Source organism: Arcobacter sp. CECT 8989 (genome assembly GCF_004116715.1).
Classification (GTDB): Bacteria; Campylobacterota; Campylobacteria; order Campylobacterales; family Arcobacteraceae; genus Halarcobacter.
This window is the reverse complement of record NZ_PDKE01000001.1, coordinates 136148-153117: the sequence shown is the minus strand read 5'-3', so window position 1 is coordinate 153117 and position 16970 is coordinate 136148. Positions and strand designations below refer to the sequence as shown.

17 protein-coding genes are annotated in these 16970 nt (G+C 28.7%); 16 read left to right on the top strand and 1 reads right to left on the bottom strand.

Features of this window, described 5'->3' with window-relative positions; genetic code table 11:
- Positions 1 to 16: 16 nt before the first annotated feature.
- The 12 genes from CRV02_RS00615 to CRV02_RS00560 all read left to right on the top strand — a co-directional run bounded on the left by CRV02_RS00615 (position 17) and on the right by CRV02_RS00560 (position 13169).
- Positions 17 to 1852 carry a glucosamine 6-phosphate synthetase gene (locus tag CRV02_RS00615; RefSeq protein WP_129088705.1) on the top strand — a complete coding sequence of 612 codons (1836 nt, stop codon included), beginning with the start codon at positions 17 to 19 and terminating at the stop codon, positions 1850 to 1852.
- The gene (locus CRV02_RS00610; RefSeq protein WP_129088704.1) at positions 1852 to 2949 is read left to right on the top strand and encodes a glycosyltransferase; all 1098 of its coding nucleotides are present in this window, start codon (positions 1852 to 1854) and stop codon (positions 2947 to 2949) included. Before CRV02_RS00615 ends, CRV02_RS00610 begins: the two co-directional genes overlap by 1 nt.
- Positions 2937 to 4118 (top strand): hypothetical protein, encoded by a 1182-nt coding sequence (locus tag CRV02_RS00605; protein WP_129088703.1) that lies wholly within the window; start codon positions 2937 to 2939, stop codon positions 4116 to 4118. The genes CRV02_RS00610 and CRV02_RS00605 overlap by 13 nt, the downstream gene beginning before the upstream one ends.
- The gene (locus tag CRV02_RS00600) at positions 4106 to 5200 is read left to right on the top strand and encodes a glycosyltransferase family 4 protein (RefSeq protein WP_129088702.1); all 1095 of its coding nucleotides are present in this window, start codon (positions 4106 to 4108) and stop codon (positions 5198 to 5200) included. Before CRV02_RS00605 ends, CRV02_RS00600 begins: the two co-directional genes overlap by 13 nt.
- Entirely contained in the window at positions 5193 to 5786 is a 594-nt protein-coding gene (gene pglC / locus CRV02_RS00595) for an undecaprenyl phosphate N,N'-diacetylbacillosamine 1-phosphate transferase (protein ID WP_129088701.1), read from the top strand. The genes CRV02_RS00600 and pglC overlap by 8 nt, the downstream gene beginning before the upstream one ends.
- A gap of 1 nt (position 5787) precedes the next feature.
- Complete coding sequence (locus tag CRV02_RS00590; RefSeq protein WP_129088700.1) at positions 5788 to 6381, top strand: acetyltransferase; 594 nt, start codon at positions 5788 to 5790, stop codon at positions 6379 to 6381.
- 3 nt (positions 6382 to 6384) lie between these two features.
- Entirely contained in the window at positions 6385 to 7494 is a 1110-nt protein-coding gene (gene pglE / locus CRV02_RS00585) for a UDP-N-acetylbacillosamine transaminase (RefSeq protein WP_129088699.1), read from the top strand.
- Positions 7495 to 9222, top strand: coding sequence for a nucleoside-diphosphate sugar epimerase/dehydratase (locus CRV02_RS00580; RefSeq protein WP_129088698.1), 1728 nt, complete (start codon positions 7495 to 7497; stop codon positions 9220 to 9222).
- A gap of 62 nt (positions 9223 to 9284) precedes the next feature.
- Entirely contained in the window at positions 9285 to 10298 is a 1014-nt protein-coding gene (gene rfaD / locus CRV02_RS00575) for an ADP-glyceromanno-heptose 6-epimerase (RefSeq protein ID WP_129088697.1), read from the top strand.
- A gap of 3 nt (positions 10299 to 10301) precedes the next feature.
- On the top strand, positions 10302 to 11741 hold the full coding sequence (gene rfaE1, locus CRV02_RS00570) for a D-glycero-beta-D-manno-heptose-7-phosphate kinase (RefSeq protein WP_375137072.1): 1440 nt from the start codon (positions 10302 to 10304) through the stop codon (positions 11739 to 11741).
- Complete coding sequence (gene gmhA / locus CRV02_RS00565; RefSeq protein ID WP_129088696.1) at positions 11742 to 12308, top strand: D-sedoheptulose 7-phosphate isomerase; 567 nt, start codon at positions 11742 to 11744, stop codon at positions 12306 to 12308.
- A complete protein-coding gene (locus CRV02_RS00560; protein ID WP_129088695.1) occupies positions 12309 to 13169 on the top strand; it encodes a glycosyltransferase in 861 nt (286 codons plus the stop codon).
- On the opposite strand, the gene CRV02_RS00555 is transcribed toward CRV02_RS00560, so the two are convergent.
- Positions 13170 to 13973, bottom strand: coding sequence for a DNA ligase (locus CRV02_RS00555; protein ID WP_129088694.1), 804 nt, complete (start codon positions 13971 to 13973; stop codon positions 13170 to 13172). It abuts the gene before it with no gap.
- Between the two features lie 147 nt (positions 13974 to 14120).
- On the opposite strand from CRV02_RS00555, the gene rpmB reads away from it, so the two are divergent.
- The 4 genes from rpmB to CRV02_RS00535 all read left to right on the top strand — a co-directional run bounded on the left by rpmB (position 14121) and on the right by CRV02_RS00535 (position 16916).
- Positions 14121 to 14309 carry a 50S ribosomal protein L28 gene (gene rpmB / locus CRV02_RS00550; protein WP_129007240.1) on the top strand — a complete coding sequence of 63 codons (189 nt, stop codon included), beginning with the start codon at positions 14121 to 14123 and terminating at the stop codon, positions 14307 to 14309.
- Between the two features lie 22 nt (positions 14310 to 14331).
- Positions 14332 to 15459 carry a TrkA family potassium uptake protein gene (locus CRV02_RS00545; protein ID WP_129083693.1) on the top strand — a complete coding sequence of 376 codons (1128 nt, stop codon included), beginning with the start codon at positions 14332 to 14334 and terminating at the stop codon, positions 15457 to 15459.
- A gap of 2 nt (positions 15460 to 15461) precedes the next feature.
- Entirely contained in the window at positions 15462 to 16643 is a 1182-nt protein-coding gene (gene argJ, locus CRV02_RS00540; protein WP_129088693.1) for a bifunctional glutamate N-acetyltransferase/amino-acid acetyltransferase ArgJ, read from the top strand.
- 63 nt (positions 16644 to 16706) lie between these two features.
- A complete protein-coding gene (locus CRV02_RS00535; protein WP_129083691.1) occupies positions 16707 to 16916 on the top strand; it encodes a YdcH family protein in 210 nt (69 codons plus the stop codon).
- Positions 16917 to 16970 lie beyond the last annotated feature (54 nt).

The window sequence follows — 16970 nt, the reverse complement described above, 5'->3', positions numbered from 1 at the left end:
AGGAATAAAATAATAGATGTGTGGAATATTTGGACAAATTTCAAGAACAAAAATTGATGAAGAAAAATTTAATAAATTAGTAAAGCATTCAGAACAGAGAGGGATAGATTCAAGTGGACTTATCTATTATAAAGATGATTCATACGAGATAGCAAGAGCTGATTACAATATAGAAAAGCTTTTAAATAAAATAAAACCTTATAATCATAGAATAGTTTTAGGTCATAGTAGATTAATAACTAATGGTTTAGGGGATAATCAACCTGTAGTAAAAGATAACATTTGTGCAATTCATAATGGAATTATTGTAAATGATAATGACATTTGGGAACAATTAAGTGAGAAGCGTGAATTAAAAATTGATTCTGAAGTAATAATTGCTATAGCTAAAGAACATTTAAAACAGAATAATGAAATTTCAGAACTTCCACATAAAATTCTTGAACTTTGTAGAGGTGTAGTAGCTTGTGCATTAGTATTACCTGAGTATGGAAAATTATTACTTTTTTCAAATAATGGTAGTTTGTATGTTGGATACATAGGAGACGATATATATTTTGCTTCTGAAAGATATGCTTTAGATCAAATTTCGTGTGAAAATGTTCATCAAATAAAAGAAGAATCTCTTATTTTAGAAATACCAGTTTCAAATGAGAAGTTAAATATTTCTAATGATAATCATAGAGTAGAAAATTTAATTCCTGAATTTAAATTTAATAAAGAAGAAGAAAGCCTTTTAGAGTTTAAAGAAGATTTAAATATAAAAAGATGTAAAAGATGCATCTTACCTGAAACAATGCCTTTTATTAAATTTGATAATGAAGGTGTATGTAATTATTGTCATAACTATAAACCAAGAAATAATCCAAAACCAAAAGAAGAACTATTTAAAATAGTAGAACCATACAGAAGAAAAGGAAAAGAATTAGATTGTATTGTTCCTTTTTCAGGAGGAAGAGATAGTTGCTATGGCTTACACTTAATTATAAAAGAATTAGAAATGAAGCCTGTAACTTATACTTACGATTGGGGAATGGTTACTGATTTAGGAAGAAGAAATATTTCTCAAATGTGTGCTGATTTAGGTGTAGAAAATATTATTGTTGCAGCAGATATTTCTCAAAAAAGAAAAAATATTAAGATGAATTTAGAAGCTTGGTTAAAGTCTCCTCATTTAGGAATGATGGCTATGCTTACAGCGGGAGATAAACACTTTTTTAGATATGTTGAAGATATTAAAAAACAAACAGGAATAAGTTTAAATTTATGGGGAGTAAATCCTCTAGAAGTAACACATTTTAAGACAGGTTTCTTAGATATTGCTCCTGATTTTGAAGAAAAAAGAGTTTATAGTCATGGTATTATGAAACAACTTAGATATCATACAAAGAGATTTAAAGCAATGTGTGAGAGTCCAGGATACTTTAATAGTTCTTTATGGGATACCCTTTCAGGAGAATATTATAGAAGTTTTACTGAGAAAAAAGATTATTTTCATATTTTTGATTACTGGAGATGGGATGAAGAGATAGTTGATGATACTCTAATCAATGGATACAACTGGGAGACAGCGATAGATACGAGTACTACTTGGAGAATTGGAGATGGTACAGCAGCTTTCTATAATTATGTTTATTATACAGTAGCAGGATTTACTGAGCATGATACTTTTAGAAGTAATCAAATTAGAGAAGGACAAATAACTAGAGAAAAAGCTTTAGAATTAGTTAATGATGAGAATAGACCAAGATATCAAAATATTAGATGGTATCTAGATACATTAGAAATGGATTTTAAAGAAGTAATAAAAGTTGTTAACTCTATACCTAAATTATATAAGGAAGCAAATTAGTGAAAATTCTTCATTTAAGTTGTATGCGTGAATTAACTAAAGGACAAAGAAAACAATTAGAATTTGAGTATGAAGCATCAAAAGTAAATAGTTTGGATTGGGAAATTGTTGCTTTGCATAGAGGAAAAATTTTAAATAGAAATTTTGAAAAAAAAATACCAAAATTTTTTCAGTTAGTTTTTTTTAGAAATCTTTATGCTTGGTTATTTATGATCAAGAATAAGAATAAATATGATTTGATAATTATTCGACATATGACTTTTGATCCTTTTGTTTTATTTTTTGGCTGGTTAATAAAAAATAGAATATCTCTACATCATGCCAAAGAAGTAGAAGCATTAAAAGCTGTTCGTACAAACTGGATAGGAACATGTGCCTCTTATATTGAAAGGTTTACTGGATATGTTGCTTTAAAACAAGTTAAGGCTGCTATTTGTGTTACTTCTGATATTTGTACTTATCAAGAAAAAAGAGGTAATACTAGAACTTTTTTATATCCAAATGGTATAAAACTATCTAATAATGTGCAGTTAAAAGACACTAGAAAATTAGATGAAATAAATATTTTATTTATGTGTGGAACTTTTTCACCTTGGCATGGTTTAGATTTATTAATTAAATCAGTAAAGAAGTATAATAATTTTTTACATAAAAATAATGTAAAAATACATTTAGTAGGTAAACTTTTAAAAAAAGAAAAAGAGCTGATCTCTCAATATGGATTAGAAAATATTTTTATTTTACATGGCTCTTTGGATGAAGAAAACTATATAAAAATAATTGAAAAAAGTGATATTGGATTAGATTCATTAGCTTTATTTAGAGAAGGTTTGAAGGAAGGGGCAGCATTAAAAGTTAGAGAGTACTTAGCCTATGGCTTGCCTGTTTATTCTGCTTATAAAGATACTGCAATACCTTTATCTTTTGATTTTTATTATGTTGGTGAGGTTTCAGTAGTAGATGTTGTTAACTTTTCTAAAAAAATGAAAAATATTTCTAGAGAAAAGGTAAAATTAGATAGTGAAAAGTATATTTCAAAAGAAATATTACTCAAAAAGCTTTATAGGGAACTTGAGGAATTTTATTGCAAGAAATAGTGTTTTTTTTTGAAATACCTATTGATGTATTTACTTTTTTATTTTTGTTGATATTTGGTTTGTTTTTAATGGAAATATTGAGAAAGTATTTTAAAATAAGTTTTAAAAAAGCAATATTTTTGTTTGTGTGGCATCTTAGTTTTTCAATTATTTATGTTGTTTTTTCGTACTTTGATTTAAATGATAGTACGAGGTATTACTATAAAGCAATAAATGATAATATAGGTTATTCTTTAGGTACGGATATGATTGAAATTTTAACTTGGAGTATGTATAAAACAATATCTTTAACTTATTTAAACACATCAATTTTATATAGTTTTTTTGGTTATATTGGTTTATTAGCTTTTTATGCAAGTTTAAGACAACTAGTAGATAATAAACCTATAGTTTATAAGAGATTAGTGTTTTTTTTAGTATTGTTACCTGGGATAAGCTTTTGGAGTGTATCAATCGGTAAAGACTCTCTTTCTTTTATGAGTATAGGACTTACACTTTGGAGTGTATTGAACCTTAAAAAAAGATTTTGGCTTATAATGTTTGCAATAGGAGTCATGTTTTTAATTCGTCCTCATGTAGGAGGTATTATGATAGGATCTTTATTATTATTGTATCTGTTTGATAAAAATAGAAAAATAGCTACAAAACTTTTTTTAAGTACTATTTTTATATTTATTACTTTGATTGCATCTAGTATAGTTTTGAATAAATTAAAATTAGATATTAGTTCTATTGATTCTGTAGTTAGTTATATTGAAAAAAGACAATTATATAACCAAGATGGTGGTGGAGGGATAGATATCTCTACTATGTCACTGCCTGAGCAACTTTTTACTTATACTTTTAGACCGTTACCCTATGAAACACATTCTGTATTTGCATTGGCTGCTTCTTTGGAAAACTTAATTTTGTTAGTAATATTTTTATTTTTTATCAAATGTTATTTTACTAATAGAATAAGTCCTATTTTTAATAAAAATTTAGTTTTTATTTATAGTTTTGTCATTATCACTTCAATCGCTCTTGCCGTTACTACTGCAAACTTAGGAATATCCGTGCGACAAAAGTGGATGTTTATGCCGTTTTTAATTTATATTTGGTTTTTATATATTGCAGGAGAGAAGAAAGTAAAAAAAACTGTAGATAAGGAAATGATTTGCGAAAAATAGCATTTTTATCACACTTAGATTTAAACTTATATTTGTTTAGGCTGCCAATAATGGTTGCTCTAGTTGAAAGAGGTTACACTGTATATGCGATATGTCCAAGAGGAGAAAAGTTTCATCTTTTTGAACAGCATGGAATCAAGGCCTTGGAATATAGAATAAAAAGAAAAAGTTTAAATCCGATTAAAGAAATAAGCACAATAAGAAGTATTTATAAAGTACTTAAACCTTTAAATTTAGATATTCTACAAAACTTTACTGCCAAACCCAATACTTATGGTTCAATTGCTGGACATCTTGCAAAAGTACCTTTAATTGTTAATACTGTTACAGGACTTGGTAGTTTTTATATTGATACTAGTAAAAAATCAAAGCTTATAAAAAAGATAATGGAAACTCTTTATAAGGAAGCTAACAAAAAAGCTCAATATTGTATTTTCCAAAACAGTGATGATATGCAATATTTTATTGATAAAAAACTAGTATCTAAAGAAAAAGCTATTTTGATTAAAAGTTCTGGAATAAATACTGAAAAGTTTAAATTAGAAAAAAAAGAAGTTACAACTTCTATCAATGTTTTAATGATTGCAAGAGCTATATGGCATAAAGGTATTAAAGAGTTTTATGAAGCTGCAAAGCTTTTAAAAGATGAAAATATTAAATTTACACTTATTGGCGATACAGATGACGGAAATATTTCTTGTGCTAGCAAAGATTTTTTAACTTCTGGTAATGTAAATTGGCTTGGACATAGAGATGATATTAAAGAACAAATAGAAAAATGTGATATATTTGTTTTACCAAGTTATAGAGAAGGTGTACCAAGAACTCTTTTAGAAGCAGCTTCTATGTCTAAACCAATTGTAACTACTGACACAGTAGGTTGTAGAGAAGTAGTAGATGACAATATTAATGGCTTTTTAGTTCCAGTAGCAAATAGTGAAGCTTTAGCTCAAAAGATAAAACTTTTATCAAATGATGAAATGTTAAGAAAAAACATGGGCAAAGCAAGTAGACTAAAGGCAGAAAAAGAGTTTGATATTTCTGTTGTAGTAAAACAATATTTAAGGGTATATAATGCTTAAATCTATATTTGATAAATTTTTAGCACTTTTTTTGATAATATTATTTTCTCCTATTTATATAGTAGTAAGTTTACTTATTTTATGGAAAATGGGAAGTCCTATTCTTTTTAGACAAAAAAGACCAGGGTATAAAGAAAAAATATTTGGTATATATAAATTTAGAACTATGACAAATGATACAGATAAAGAAGGAAATCTACTTCCCGATAATAAAAGGCTTGTTGGAGTTGGAAAGTTTATTAGAAGTACAAGTTTAGATGAACTTCCACAATTATTTAATGTTTTAAAAGGTGAAATGAGTTTTGTAGGTCCAAGACCTTTGTTAGTTGAATACTTATATCTTTATAATGATGAGCAAAAAAGACGACACAATGTAAAACCTGGTATCACAGGTTGGGCACAAGTAAATGGAAGAAATGCTATTTCTTGGGAACAAAAATTTGAATATGATGTTTGGTATGTTGATAATCAATCTTTTTTATTAGATATGAAAATACTTTGGTTAACTTTTTTAAAAGTTCTAAAAAGAAGTGATATTAGCTCTTCTAGTAGTGTTACAATGGAAAAATTTACTGGGACAAAGTAAGATGAAAGAGTTATATATTTATGGAGCTAGTGGTCATGGTCTTGTAGTAGCAGATATTGCAAGAGATAATGGTTATGAAAATATTATATTTATTGATGATGGAGAAAATGAATACCCAACTTTTGAAGATATAAAAAATACTAATAATATTCCTATTGCTTTTGGAATAGGGAGTAATAATATTAGGGCCAAGCTTTTTAAAAAAGTAAAAGAAGAAGGCTTTCATGTAGCAACTTTAATTCATTCAAGTTCAATTATCTCTTCTAGTGTTTGTATTGAAGAAGGCACTGTTGTAATGCCAAATGTAGTTATAAATGCAAATTCGACTATTGGTAAAGCTGTGATATTAAATAGTAGTTCAATAATAGAACATGAATGTAATATAGAAGATTTTGTACATATCTCTCCTAATGTAGCTCTTGCAGGAAATGTGAATATAAAAGAATTAACTCATATTGGAATAGGTTCTTGTGTGATTCAAGGATTAACAGTAGGAAAAAATTCTTTAATTGGTGCTGGTTCAGTTGTTGTAAAAAATATAAAAGATAATATAAAAGCTTATGGTAATCCATGTTGTGAAGTTGAGGAATTATAAAAAATGAATAAAAGACTATTTTTAAGTGCGCCACATATGAGTGGAAATGAATTAAAATATATTGAAAAAGTATTTGAAAGTAATTATATAGCTCCATTAGGAGAGTATGTTAATAAGTTTGAAGAAAGTATTATAAACTATACTGGAACAAAAAATGCACTTGCTGTAACTTCTGGAACTGCAGCAATTCATCTTGCGTTAAGAGTTTTAGGAATAGGAAAAGGTGATGAAGTTTTAGCTTCAACATTTACTTTTATAGGCTCAATTACTGCAATCATCTATCAAAATGCAACACCTGTATTTTTAGATAGTGATAAAAAAACTTGGAATATCTGTCCAACTCTTTTAGAAGAATATTTAAAAACTTGTGATAAAAAACCTAAGGCCTTAATTATTACACATCTTTATGGAATGAGTTCTGATATTCAAAAGGTAAGTGACATCTGTAAAGAGTATGGAGTTTATTTAATAGAAGACGCTGCTGAGTCTTTAGGTGCTACGCAAAATGGAAAGCATAACGGAACTTTTGGTGACTTTGGGGTTTATAGTTTTAATGGTAATAAAATTCTTACTACAAGCGGTGGTGGAATGTTAGTATCAGATAATAAAGAGTGGATTGAAAAAGCAAAATTCTATTCAACTCAAGCAAAAGAACCTTTTATTCATTATGAACATGAAGAGTATGGCTATAATTATAGAATGTCAAATGTTTTAGCTGCAATTGGTGTTGCTCAAATGGAAGTTATTGAAGATAGAGTATCTAAAAAAAGAGAGATTTTTTCTTGGTATAAAGAATTTTTAGATGATATTGAAGAAATAGAGTTTATGCCTGAACTTGAAAATACTAGAGGAAATAGATGGCTTACTGCATTAACTTTTGATAAAACTTCACATAAAAAAATTATGCAAGTATTGGAAAAAGCAAATGTAGAGTCAAGACCTCTTTGGAAACCTATGCATCAACAGCCTCTATTCAATTCTTCAAAGTCATTTTTGAATGGTACAAGTGAAGAGCTATTTAAAAAAGGTTTATGCCTTGCAAGTAGTACTACAATGACAAAAGATGATGTAAAAATGATATGTGATACTATAAAAGAAAACTTGGATAAGTAGATGTTCCACATTGATAAACGAATTTTAAACTTTCTAGTTATTATTTCTCTTACTATATTTTCATTTGCATGGACTTTTTTTATATTTCATAAGTCTTTCGATTGGTTTGTTGTTTTAACAGTTATTGTTTTAAGAATGCTTTCATCACTTATTCTTTTTAAAGATTTTTCTCTTTCTTGGAGTAAGGCAACACAAAAGACATTTATTTTAAAAAGTATAGTTTATATTACGCCTTTCTTTTTATATGCACCATATTTTCATGGAGAAGTTAGATTTGCACTTCTTGCTTCAGAACTTTTCTTATTTGTCTTTTCTGCAAATTTTTTAATGTATTCATACTATTTTGTAGTAAATAGAAGTAAAGTTCAAAAAACAAAAAGAGTAGTAATCTATGGTGCTGGAAAAGCTGGTATGAAGCTTGAAGAAGAGTTTAGACCTAGTAAATATAAAGTAAGATATTTTATTGATGATGATAAAATTATTCAAGGTAGAAGTATTGATGGTATAAGAATCTTATCAAAAGAGAATTTTAAAGAAAAAGCTAAAAAGTACGATCTTCTTGTAATTGCTATGCCAAGTGCAACTCAAGAACAAATAAACTCTGTTTATAAAGAGTTAAAAGAGTATTTCTTTGAAATTCAAATTTTACCTTCTTTAGAAGAGATTTTGAGAGATAAAGATTTTTCAACACAGCTAAAAGATATCTCTGTTGAGGATTTATTAGCAAGACATCCAAAAGATTTAGATAAACAAAGAATCGAAAACTTTATTAAAAACAAAGTTGTACTTATTACCGGTGCTGGTGGAAGTATTGGTAGTGAGATTAGTAGACAGTGTAAGAAGTTTGGAGCTAAACAACTTATCTTAGTTGATCATAGTGAGTTTAATCTTTACAGTATTACTGATGAGTTAAACTCTGAAATAGTAGTTCCCGTTATGCAAACGGTTAGAAATTTTGGCTTTATAGAAGAGACTTTTAAAAAATATAAACCTGAAATTGTTATTCATGCGGCAGCTTATAAGCATGTACCCCTTGTAGAAGGTAATATTTTAGAAGGAATTTCAAATAATATTATGGGAACTAAAAACTGTATTGACCTTGCTATTAAGTACAAAGCTGAAAAATTTGTACTTATTTCTACAGATAAAGCAGTAAGGCCTACAAATGTGATGGGTACTACAAAACGTATTTGTGAACTTTATGCTCAGAATATAAATACAGACAAAAATACCGAAATAGTAGCTGTAAGATTTGGAAATGTTTTAGGAAGTAGTGGAAGTGTTATTCCTAAGTTTAAATCACAAATTGAAAAAGGTGGACCAATTACTGTAACACATCCTGATATTACAAGATATTTTATGCTTATTCCAGAAGCCTGTGAACTTGTACTTCAAGCAGCTAGTATTGGTAAAGGTGGTGAGATATTTATTCTTGATATGGGTGAGCCAATTAAGATTGTTGATTTAGCTAAAAATATGATTGAGTTAAGTGGAAGAAACGAGATTGAAATTGAGTATTGTGGTTTAAGACCTGGTGAAAAGCTTTATGAAGAGCTTTTAATTAACGATAGCGATATGAAAACACAATATGAATCAATCACAGTAGCAAGTCCTACAAAATATGATATAAATAGACTAAATCAAGATATAGAAGAGCTTTTAGTTTGTGAAGATAAAATAGCAAAACTAAAAGAGATAGTACCAGAGTTTGACCATAAATTAAACTGATTTAGAATCTAATAAAAATTTTGCTAAAATAGTATCTTTTAAATTAAAGAGAGAATACTATTATGAAATATACAAATATAGATTTTAATAACAAAACAATACTTATCACAGGAGCAGCAGGTTTTATTGGTTCAAGCCTATGCTTCTACTTTCAAGAAAACTACCCAGACGCAGAAATTATTGCCCTTGATTGCTTCAGAAGTGGAGAGACTTTTTCAAATGGAAACTTAAAAAGCTTTGGACACTTTAAAAATCTTTTAGGGTTTAATGGACAAGTAATAAGTGGTGATATAAATGACAAAGAATTACTAAAAAAGCTTGAAAGAAATTTCAACTTTGATTATATATTCCATCAAGCAGCAATCTCAGATACTACAGTTCAAGAACAAGATTTAATGGTACAAACAAATGTAAATGCATATGAAGACTTACTAAAAATCGCAATTGCTCATGGTGCAAATATGATTTATGCAAGTTCAGCTGCAACATATGGAGATAGCGATAGATTTGAAGTTGGATTTGAGCAACCAAACAATGCCTATGGATTCTCAAAAGTTATGATGGATAACATCTCATACAAATATATCAAAAAAGGTGTAGATATCTCAATTGTAGGACTAAAATATTTTAATGTATATGGTCCAAGAGAATTTTTCAAAAATAAAACTGCTTCTATGGTAGTTCAATTTGGACATCAAATCTTAAATGCTCAAACACCAAAACTATTTGAAGGTAGCGATAAAATTTTAAGAGACTTTATTTACATTGAAGATATCGTTCAAGCAAATATCAAAGCTTGTGCTGCAAAACAAAGTGGTGTTTACAATGTAGGTACTGGAAAAGCTAGAAGCTTTGAAGATATTGTAAATATTTTACAAAAAGAGTTAGAAATTGACAATGGAAAAGAGTATATCCCAAATCCATTTGTAGGTTCTTATCAATTCTTTACTGAAGCAAATATAGACTCTACAAAAGAAAACTTAGACTATGAGCCAAGATTTTCTATGGAAGAAGGAATTAAAGCTTACCTTCCAGAGATAAAAAGACTGTTTGTAACAGAAGTAAAAAAAGGTTAATCATTGGAAAATATTCAAAAACTAGCTTCAAACTATTCGCCAAAGATATTAGTAATAGGTGATTTGATGATTGATGAGTACCTTTGGGGTTCTTGCGATAGAATCTCTCCCGAAGCTCCTGTTCAAGTAGTTGATATCAAAAAAGAGACAAAAGTTCTAGGTGGGGCAGGAAATGTAATTAGCAATCTTGTAGCACTTGGAAGTGAAGTTTCAGTTATGTCTGTTATTGGTGATGATGAAGCAGGACATGAAGTAAAATCAATGCTTGATAAACAAGGGGTGAAATCTTTTTTAGTTGAACAAACTGGAAGAAAAACTTCAAGAAAAACAAGACTTATGGCTTCTCATTCTCAAGTTGTAAGATATGATAAAGAGAGTAAAAATTCTATTTCTGCAACAAGTGCAAAAGCTATTTTTGACAAGTTACAAGAGAAGATTACTAGCTATGATACAATTTTATTATCTGATTATAATAAAGGAGTTCTAACACGTGAACTTTTAGAAAAAATTATTCCTTATGCAAATAAATATAATAAAAAAGTTTTAGTAGACCCAAAAGGAAGTGACTTCTCAAAATACAAAGGAGCATATCTTTTAACTCCAAATAAAAAAGAAGCACAACTAGCTTCTGGTATTGAAATTGAAAATGATGATACTTTAAGAAAAGCACTTGAAAAACTAAAAGCTGATGCAAACCTTGGCGTTTCACTTATAACTCTTAGTGAAAATGGAATTGCCATACTAAATAATGATGAGGTAATAGTTAAGCCGACAGTAGCAAGGGAAGTTTATGACGTAACAGGAGCAGGAGATACTGTTCTTGCTTCATTAGGTTTTGCTCTAAGTTTAGATTGTGATATAGAGACTTGTTTAGAGTTTGCAAACTTAGCTGCTGGAGTTGTAGTTGGTAAGATAGGAAGTGCAACTGCTACTTTAGATGAAATTGAAGAGTATCAAGCAAGTTTACATAAAAGCTCAATTGAACTTCATATAAAATCAAAAGAAGATATAGCAAAAATATCTGCAAGATTAAAAGCTCAAGGTAAAAAAGTAGTATTTACAAATGGTTGCTTTGATATTTTACACAGAGGTCATGTAAGCTATTTAAATGTAGCAAAATCTTTTGGAGATGTTTTAATTTTAGGACTTAACTCAGATGCGAGTGTGAAAAGGCTTAAAGGTGAAAGTAGACCGATAAACAATGAAGAAGATAGAGCATATATTCTTTCAGCTTTAGAGTGTATTGATTATGTTGTTATCTTTGATGAAGATACTCCTTATGAGCTTATAAAAGAAGTTGAGCCTGATATTTTAGTTAAGGGTGCTGATTATGAAGGTAAAGAAGTAGTAGGAAGTGATATTGCAAAACAAACAAAACTAGTTGAGTTTGTTGATGGAAAAAGTACTACAAAAACAATAGAAAAAATCCAAGGAGCAAATTAAGTGAAAAATGTAATTGAAAATGAATTTGAAGCTCATTTAGAAACTATTTTAAAAGTTAAAGAAACTATGTCTGAGCCATTACAAAAGGCTTCAGCTCTTATCGTTGAAACACTTAAGAATGGAAATAAAGTTTTATTCTTTGGAAATGGTGGAAGTGCAGCAGATGCACAACACATTGCAGCAGAATTAACAGGAAGATACAAAACAGAAAGACGTGGGCTTCCTGGTATTGCACTTACAACTGATACTTCAGCTTTAACTGCTATTGGAAATGATTATGGTTATGATAGAGTTTTTGATAGACAAGTAGAAGCTTTAGCACAAAAGGGAGATTTACTTTTTGGTATTTCTACTTCAGGAAACTCAAAAAATGTTATCAATGCATTTAAAGTAGGGCAAGAAATTGGTTGTAAAATTGTTGGTATGTCAGGACGTGATGGTGGAGAGATGAATAATTATTGTGATGTTAATTTAGTTGTTCCCTCAGATGATACTCCAAGAATCCAAGAAATGCATATTCTTTTTGGTCATACAATTTGCCAAATAATAGATAACGAGTTATCATAAATGATTACAATAAACTATAAGACAAGAAATTCTCTTATAAGTAAACTTCTTGAAAAAGAGAATATTCAAGAAGTAAAAAAGCCATCACTTTTTTCTAAAGTCCTTGGAAATAAAGAGTTTGCAGATATCTATTTTCATAGTGGAAACTTAGATGCTCAGGCTATAGAAAACATTAAAAATGCTAAGAAAGTTTTTGTAAATTCTCAAACTGTTCACCACGAGTTACTTAAAAACTTTCAAGAAAACCTTGACAAAGTAGAAGTCTTATATCCAAGTGTAAATATTGAATATAAAAAACCAAAAGAGGTTAAGAAAGCTTTTTGTGAAGAGCAAAATATTGACCCTAAAAAGAAGATTATCTTTTTTACAGCTAAGAACTTTAAAACTTCAGGTGTGAAAGAGTTTATCTCTATTGTATTACAGTTAAGTAGTGACAACTACATTGCAGTAATTGAGAGTGATAAAAAACAAATCACAAGTCTTAGATTTCAACTATCAAAAATAAATGTAGAAGATAAAATTCTTTTATTAGAGGATTATCCAAATAAAGATGAACTATTTTTAGCAAGTGATATTTTTATATTACCTACTCATAGTAAAAACTTTGCTTCAAATATTTTAAAAGCTATGTATTGTAAGTGTGCTGTTTTTGTAACTGCAACAAATCCTGCTAAAGAGTTAGTTGATGTATTTGCTATGATGGAAAGTCCAGATGATAGAAGTATGCAGTTTAAAGTAGAAGCTTTACTTCAAAATAAAAATGATTTAAAACTAATCAAAAAACAAAATAGAAAGATAGCAAAAGAGCACTCTTTAGAAAATGCCTTATCAAAAGTTGAAGAGATAATTGCTACTTTATAATTAATCTTCTCTTACTCTTAAAAATGAAGCAAACTTCGGTTTGCCATTTTTAGTAAAACCATAATATTTAAAGCTAACTATTGTTCCTACTGTAAAAGAGTTTTCTCTTTGCTTTTTTGTAAAACCAGTACCTAGATTAAAAGTTATTCCATTTTCAAGTTTTACTTTTAAACTTTTTAGTACACCCGTTTTTTGAGATATATTTATAGCTATAACTTTTCCTTCCATATCAGAAAAATTTTTAACTTTAAGTATATTTGAACTTCTTCCTTGAAAATACTCTAAGTCAGGATTTTTTACTATTAGACCTTCACCTTTTTTATTTATTATCTCATTCTTATACTTTTCTAGATGGGCTTTGTCTTTTATTTTTATTTGTTTGATTACTTTAATATGTTGCAATTTCTCTTTTTTTATATATTTTTGTACTAACTCTAATCTTGAAAGGAAATCTCCTTTTTGATTTGGCACTTCAAAAATATTGTATGTTATCTCTTTCCATTTCTTTGAGGGTTTTTTATCCATTACTATACTTTGAATATTTTCAAAGTCATCTCTTTTTGTCCATAATTCACCATCAAGTTCAAAATTAGGTAGACTTTTTAAAAACCATTTTGGAGCATAAATCTTATTTCCTTTTCTTGTAAGAAGTTCCTTTGTATTCCAATAAGCTCTTATTCCATCTAGTTTTTCACTCATAACCCAGTTTTTTATGGTATGATGTTGTTTATAGTTTTTGGCCTTTTGTAGGTCAAGAGCAAAAATAAAACTATTTAGTATTAGTATCAAAAATATTTTGTTCACGTTAAACCTTTAAATCAAATAATAAAAAATATTATAATTATATGGCTTTAGAAAAAGTTAAAGATTAAGGTCTTGTTTAAACCAAACTTAAGAACAAAAGGATATAATACGCGAATATTTTTCACTAAAAAAAATTAAGGAAAGAAAATGTCAAGAAGATGCGCTGTATCAGGAAAAGGACCTATGGTTGGAAACAACGTAAGTCACGCAAATAACAAAACAAAAAGAAGATTTTTACCAAACTTAAGAACTGTTAGAGTTACTTTAGAAGATGGTACTACTAGAAAAATCAAAATCTCTGCAAAAGAGTTAAGAACTCTTAAAAAGAACTCATAGAAAGCACATGTAAAGTGCTTTCATGAGCATTTTTAAACGAATAAAAAAAGCTCTTGGCTGGGAGATACGTTCAGCTAAACCAGAATATGATTTAAATCCATTAATCTACTCAAAACTAAAACCAATAAGACTTCCTTTAATCTTAATTCAAGTTGTTTTAATGATAGGAACTATGGGTTATGTATATCTTGAAGATTATTCAATTATGCATGCCATTTTTCAATCAGCTTATACTTTAACTAACACAGGTTTTGGTGCATTAAACGAAGCAAATTTCAAAAATGTTACAATTGTATTTACAGTATGTCTAATGCTTGCAGGTTTCGCAAGTTTAATTTTTGCTGTGGGTATTGTAATTGACGTAATAACAAATGGTACCTTGAGAGAATTATTAAAGGAAAGAAGAATGCTTTACAAGATAGCAAGACTTAGAAGACATTTTGTGATTTTTTATCATAATGAGTATACTGCTCAATTAGCAAAGCAGTTTAATGAAAACCATATTCCATTTGTTGTTGTAGATCCAAGTGATGATTTAGAAGAGATTGCAAAAGAGTGTAACTATCCATATTTTGTAAAAGAAGAGCCTTATAAAGAGGATGCTTTCTTAAAATCACACCTAAGTTCAGCTAAGGGAGTTATTTCATTATCAAAGAATATCTCAAACAATATTACTCTTATTGCATCTGTTAGATTATATGAAAAAGAGTTAGGTAGAAGTCCTTTCTTAATCATTTCAAATGCAGAAACGCAAAATGAGAAAATCAGGCTTAAAAAACTTGGGGCTGATAAAGTTGTTGCAACTCCTTCTCTTATGGCAAAAAGAGTTTCAGCTATGGCTATTAGACCAGAGATGGAAAATGTACTTGAAGAGTTTTTATATAAAAGAGATACTCCTATTGATATGGAAGAAGCTTATGTAAATGAAAACTCATGGGTAATTAATAGAGAGATTAAAGATTTAAGGTTAAGGGATAAAATCAAAGTATCTGTTATTGGAATTACAGAGAAAAAAGGAAGATTTATCCAAATGCCAAAAGGTTCTACTATAATAACAGGAGAATCAAAACTACTTTTAGTTGGAAATCAAAAAGCAATCTCTAAAGCAAAAAGAATTATCTCTTTAGAAGAAAAACCAGAGGATTTATAAAAATGTTTACAATTCTACCAATAAAAGGTTTCATAGACCAAATTGATGGTTTTTACTGTGATGGTATTCATGCAGGATTAAAACCAAATGGAAACAAAGATTTAGGCTTTATTTATTCAGATACACTTTGTGAAGTAGAAGCAGTTTTTACTAAAAATAGATTTCAAGCTGCTCCACTTAAACATTATCAAATGTATGAAAAAGCTTTCCAGTCAAACTTTGTACTTATAAATTCAAAAAATGCAAATGCAATGACAGGACAAAGAGGAATTGATGATATAAATGAAATTTTCTCTTCTATAAATCATAATATTGTAAATCCAATTATGAGTTCAACTGGAGTTATAGGAAATCCTCTTCCAAAAGAGAAGATTATTGTAGGAGCTAACTCTTTTGATTTAAGTTCAAAAAGTGGACAAAATCTTTCAGAAGCTATTATGACAACTGATGCATATCCAAAAACTTGTATGTATGAAGTAAAAATTGATGAGGAGAACTCATTTAAAATAGGGGCAGTTGCAAAGGGTGCAGGGATGATAAATCCAAACCTTGCAACAATGCTTTGTTTTATCTGTACTGATGCAGCTGTTCCTAAAGAAGATATGAAAGAGCTTTTAAATGAAGCTTCACATACTTCATTTAATGCAATTTCTGTAGATGGTGATACATCTACAAATGATACAGTTCTTTTATTAGCTAACAAAAAATCAAATGCATATAACAAAGAGGCTTTTAAAGAGGTTTTAAAACTTGTAATGCATGATATGGCTATGTTAATGGTAGCAGATGGCGAAGGTGCTAAAAAAGCTGTTGCCTTTGAAGTAGTAGGTGCAAGAAGTGATGAAGAGGCTGAAAAAGCTGCAAAAGCTTTATCTAACTCTTTACTTGTTAAGACTGCACTTTTTGGGGAAGACCCAAACTTTGGAAGAATAGCTTCAACTATTGGTGCAAGCCAAATTGAGTGTGATGAAACAAAACTAACTATTTCATACAATGATGTTAAAGTTTTTGAAAAGGGAGTTATTCTTTTTGATGAAGTATGTGAAGCAAAGGCTGCTGAAGTACTTAAAAAGTGTGAATATAAGGTTTTATGTGATATTGGAATAGGTGAGGGTAAATTTACAGCATATGGTTGTGACTTAGGTTATAAATATGTTGAAATTAATGCTGACTATAGAACTTAAATTTAAATACAATTAAGTCCTAGGGTGATATAATTATTTAATAAACCAATATAAGGATTGAGAATGTTTCATGAATATAGAGAAGAAATAACTGAATTAAAACAAAAAGATGCGCATTTCGCAAAAGTGTTTGAAAAACATAATGCATTAGATGAAGAAATCCAAGAAATGGAAAAAAATCATGCTGATCAATTCGAAGTTGAAAAGAAGAAAAAAGAGAAATTACAACTAAAAGATGAAGTTTATAATATCATCGTAAATTATAAAAAATAGAACAATCTATAATTTTATAGATTATTTAACAAAAAGGATGGGAGTTTTTGACTT

Excerpts from the sequence above, each read along its gene's own strand:
- pglE (WP_129088699.1), top strand. The coding sequence starts at position 6,385 with ATGAATAAAAGACTATTTTTAAGTGCGCCACATATGAGTGGAAATGAA.
- pglC (WP_129088701.1), top strand. The coding sequence starts at position 5,193 with ATGCTTAAATCTATATTTGATAAATTTTTAGCACTTTTTTTGATAATA.
- rfaD (WP_129088697.1), top strand. The coding sequence starts at position 9,285 with ATGAAATATACAAATATAGATTTTAATAACAAAACAATACTTATCACA.
- rpmB (WP_129007240.1), top strand. The coding sequence starts at position 14,121 with ATGTCAAGAAGATGCGCTGTATCAGGAAAAGGACCTATGGTTGGAAAC.
- CRV02_RS00535 (WP_129083691.1), top strand. The coding sequence starts at position 16,707 with ATGTTTCATGAATATAGAGAAGAAATAACTGAATTAAAACAAAAAGAT.
- CRV02_RS00580 (WP_129088698.1), top strand. The coding sequence starts at position 7,495 with ATGTTCCACATTGATAAACGAATTTTAAACTTTCTAGTTATTATTTCT.
- argJ (WP_129088693.1), top strand. The coding sequence starts at position 15,462 with ATGTTTACAATTCTACCAATAAAAGGTTTCATAGACCAAATTGATGGT.
- CRV02_RS00545 (WP_129083693.1), top strand. The coding sequence starts at position 14,332 with ATGAGCATTTTTAAACGAATAAAAAAAGCTCTTGGCTGGGAGATACGT.
- CRV02_RS00560 (WP_129088695.1), top strand. The coding sequence starts at position 12,309 with ATGATTACAATAAACTATAAGACAAGAAATTCTCTTATAAGTAAACTT.
- CRV02_RS00590 (WP_129088700.1), top strand. The coding sequence starts at position 5,788 with ATGAAAGAGTTATATATTTATGGAGCTAGTGGTCATGGTCTTGTAGTA.
- CRV02_RS00615 (WP_129088705.1), top strand. The coding sequence starts at position 17 with ATGTGTGGAATATTTGGACAAATTTCAAGAACAAAAATTGATGAAGAA.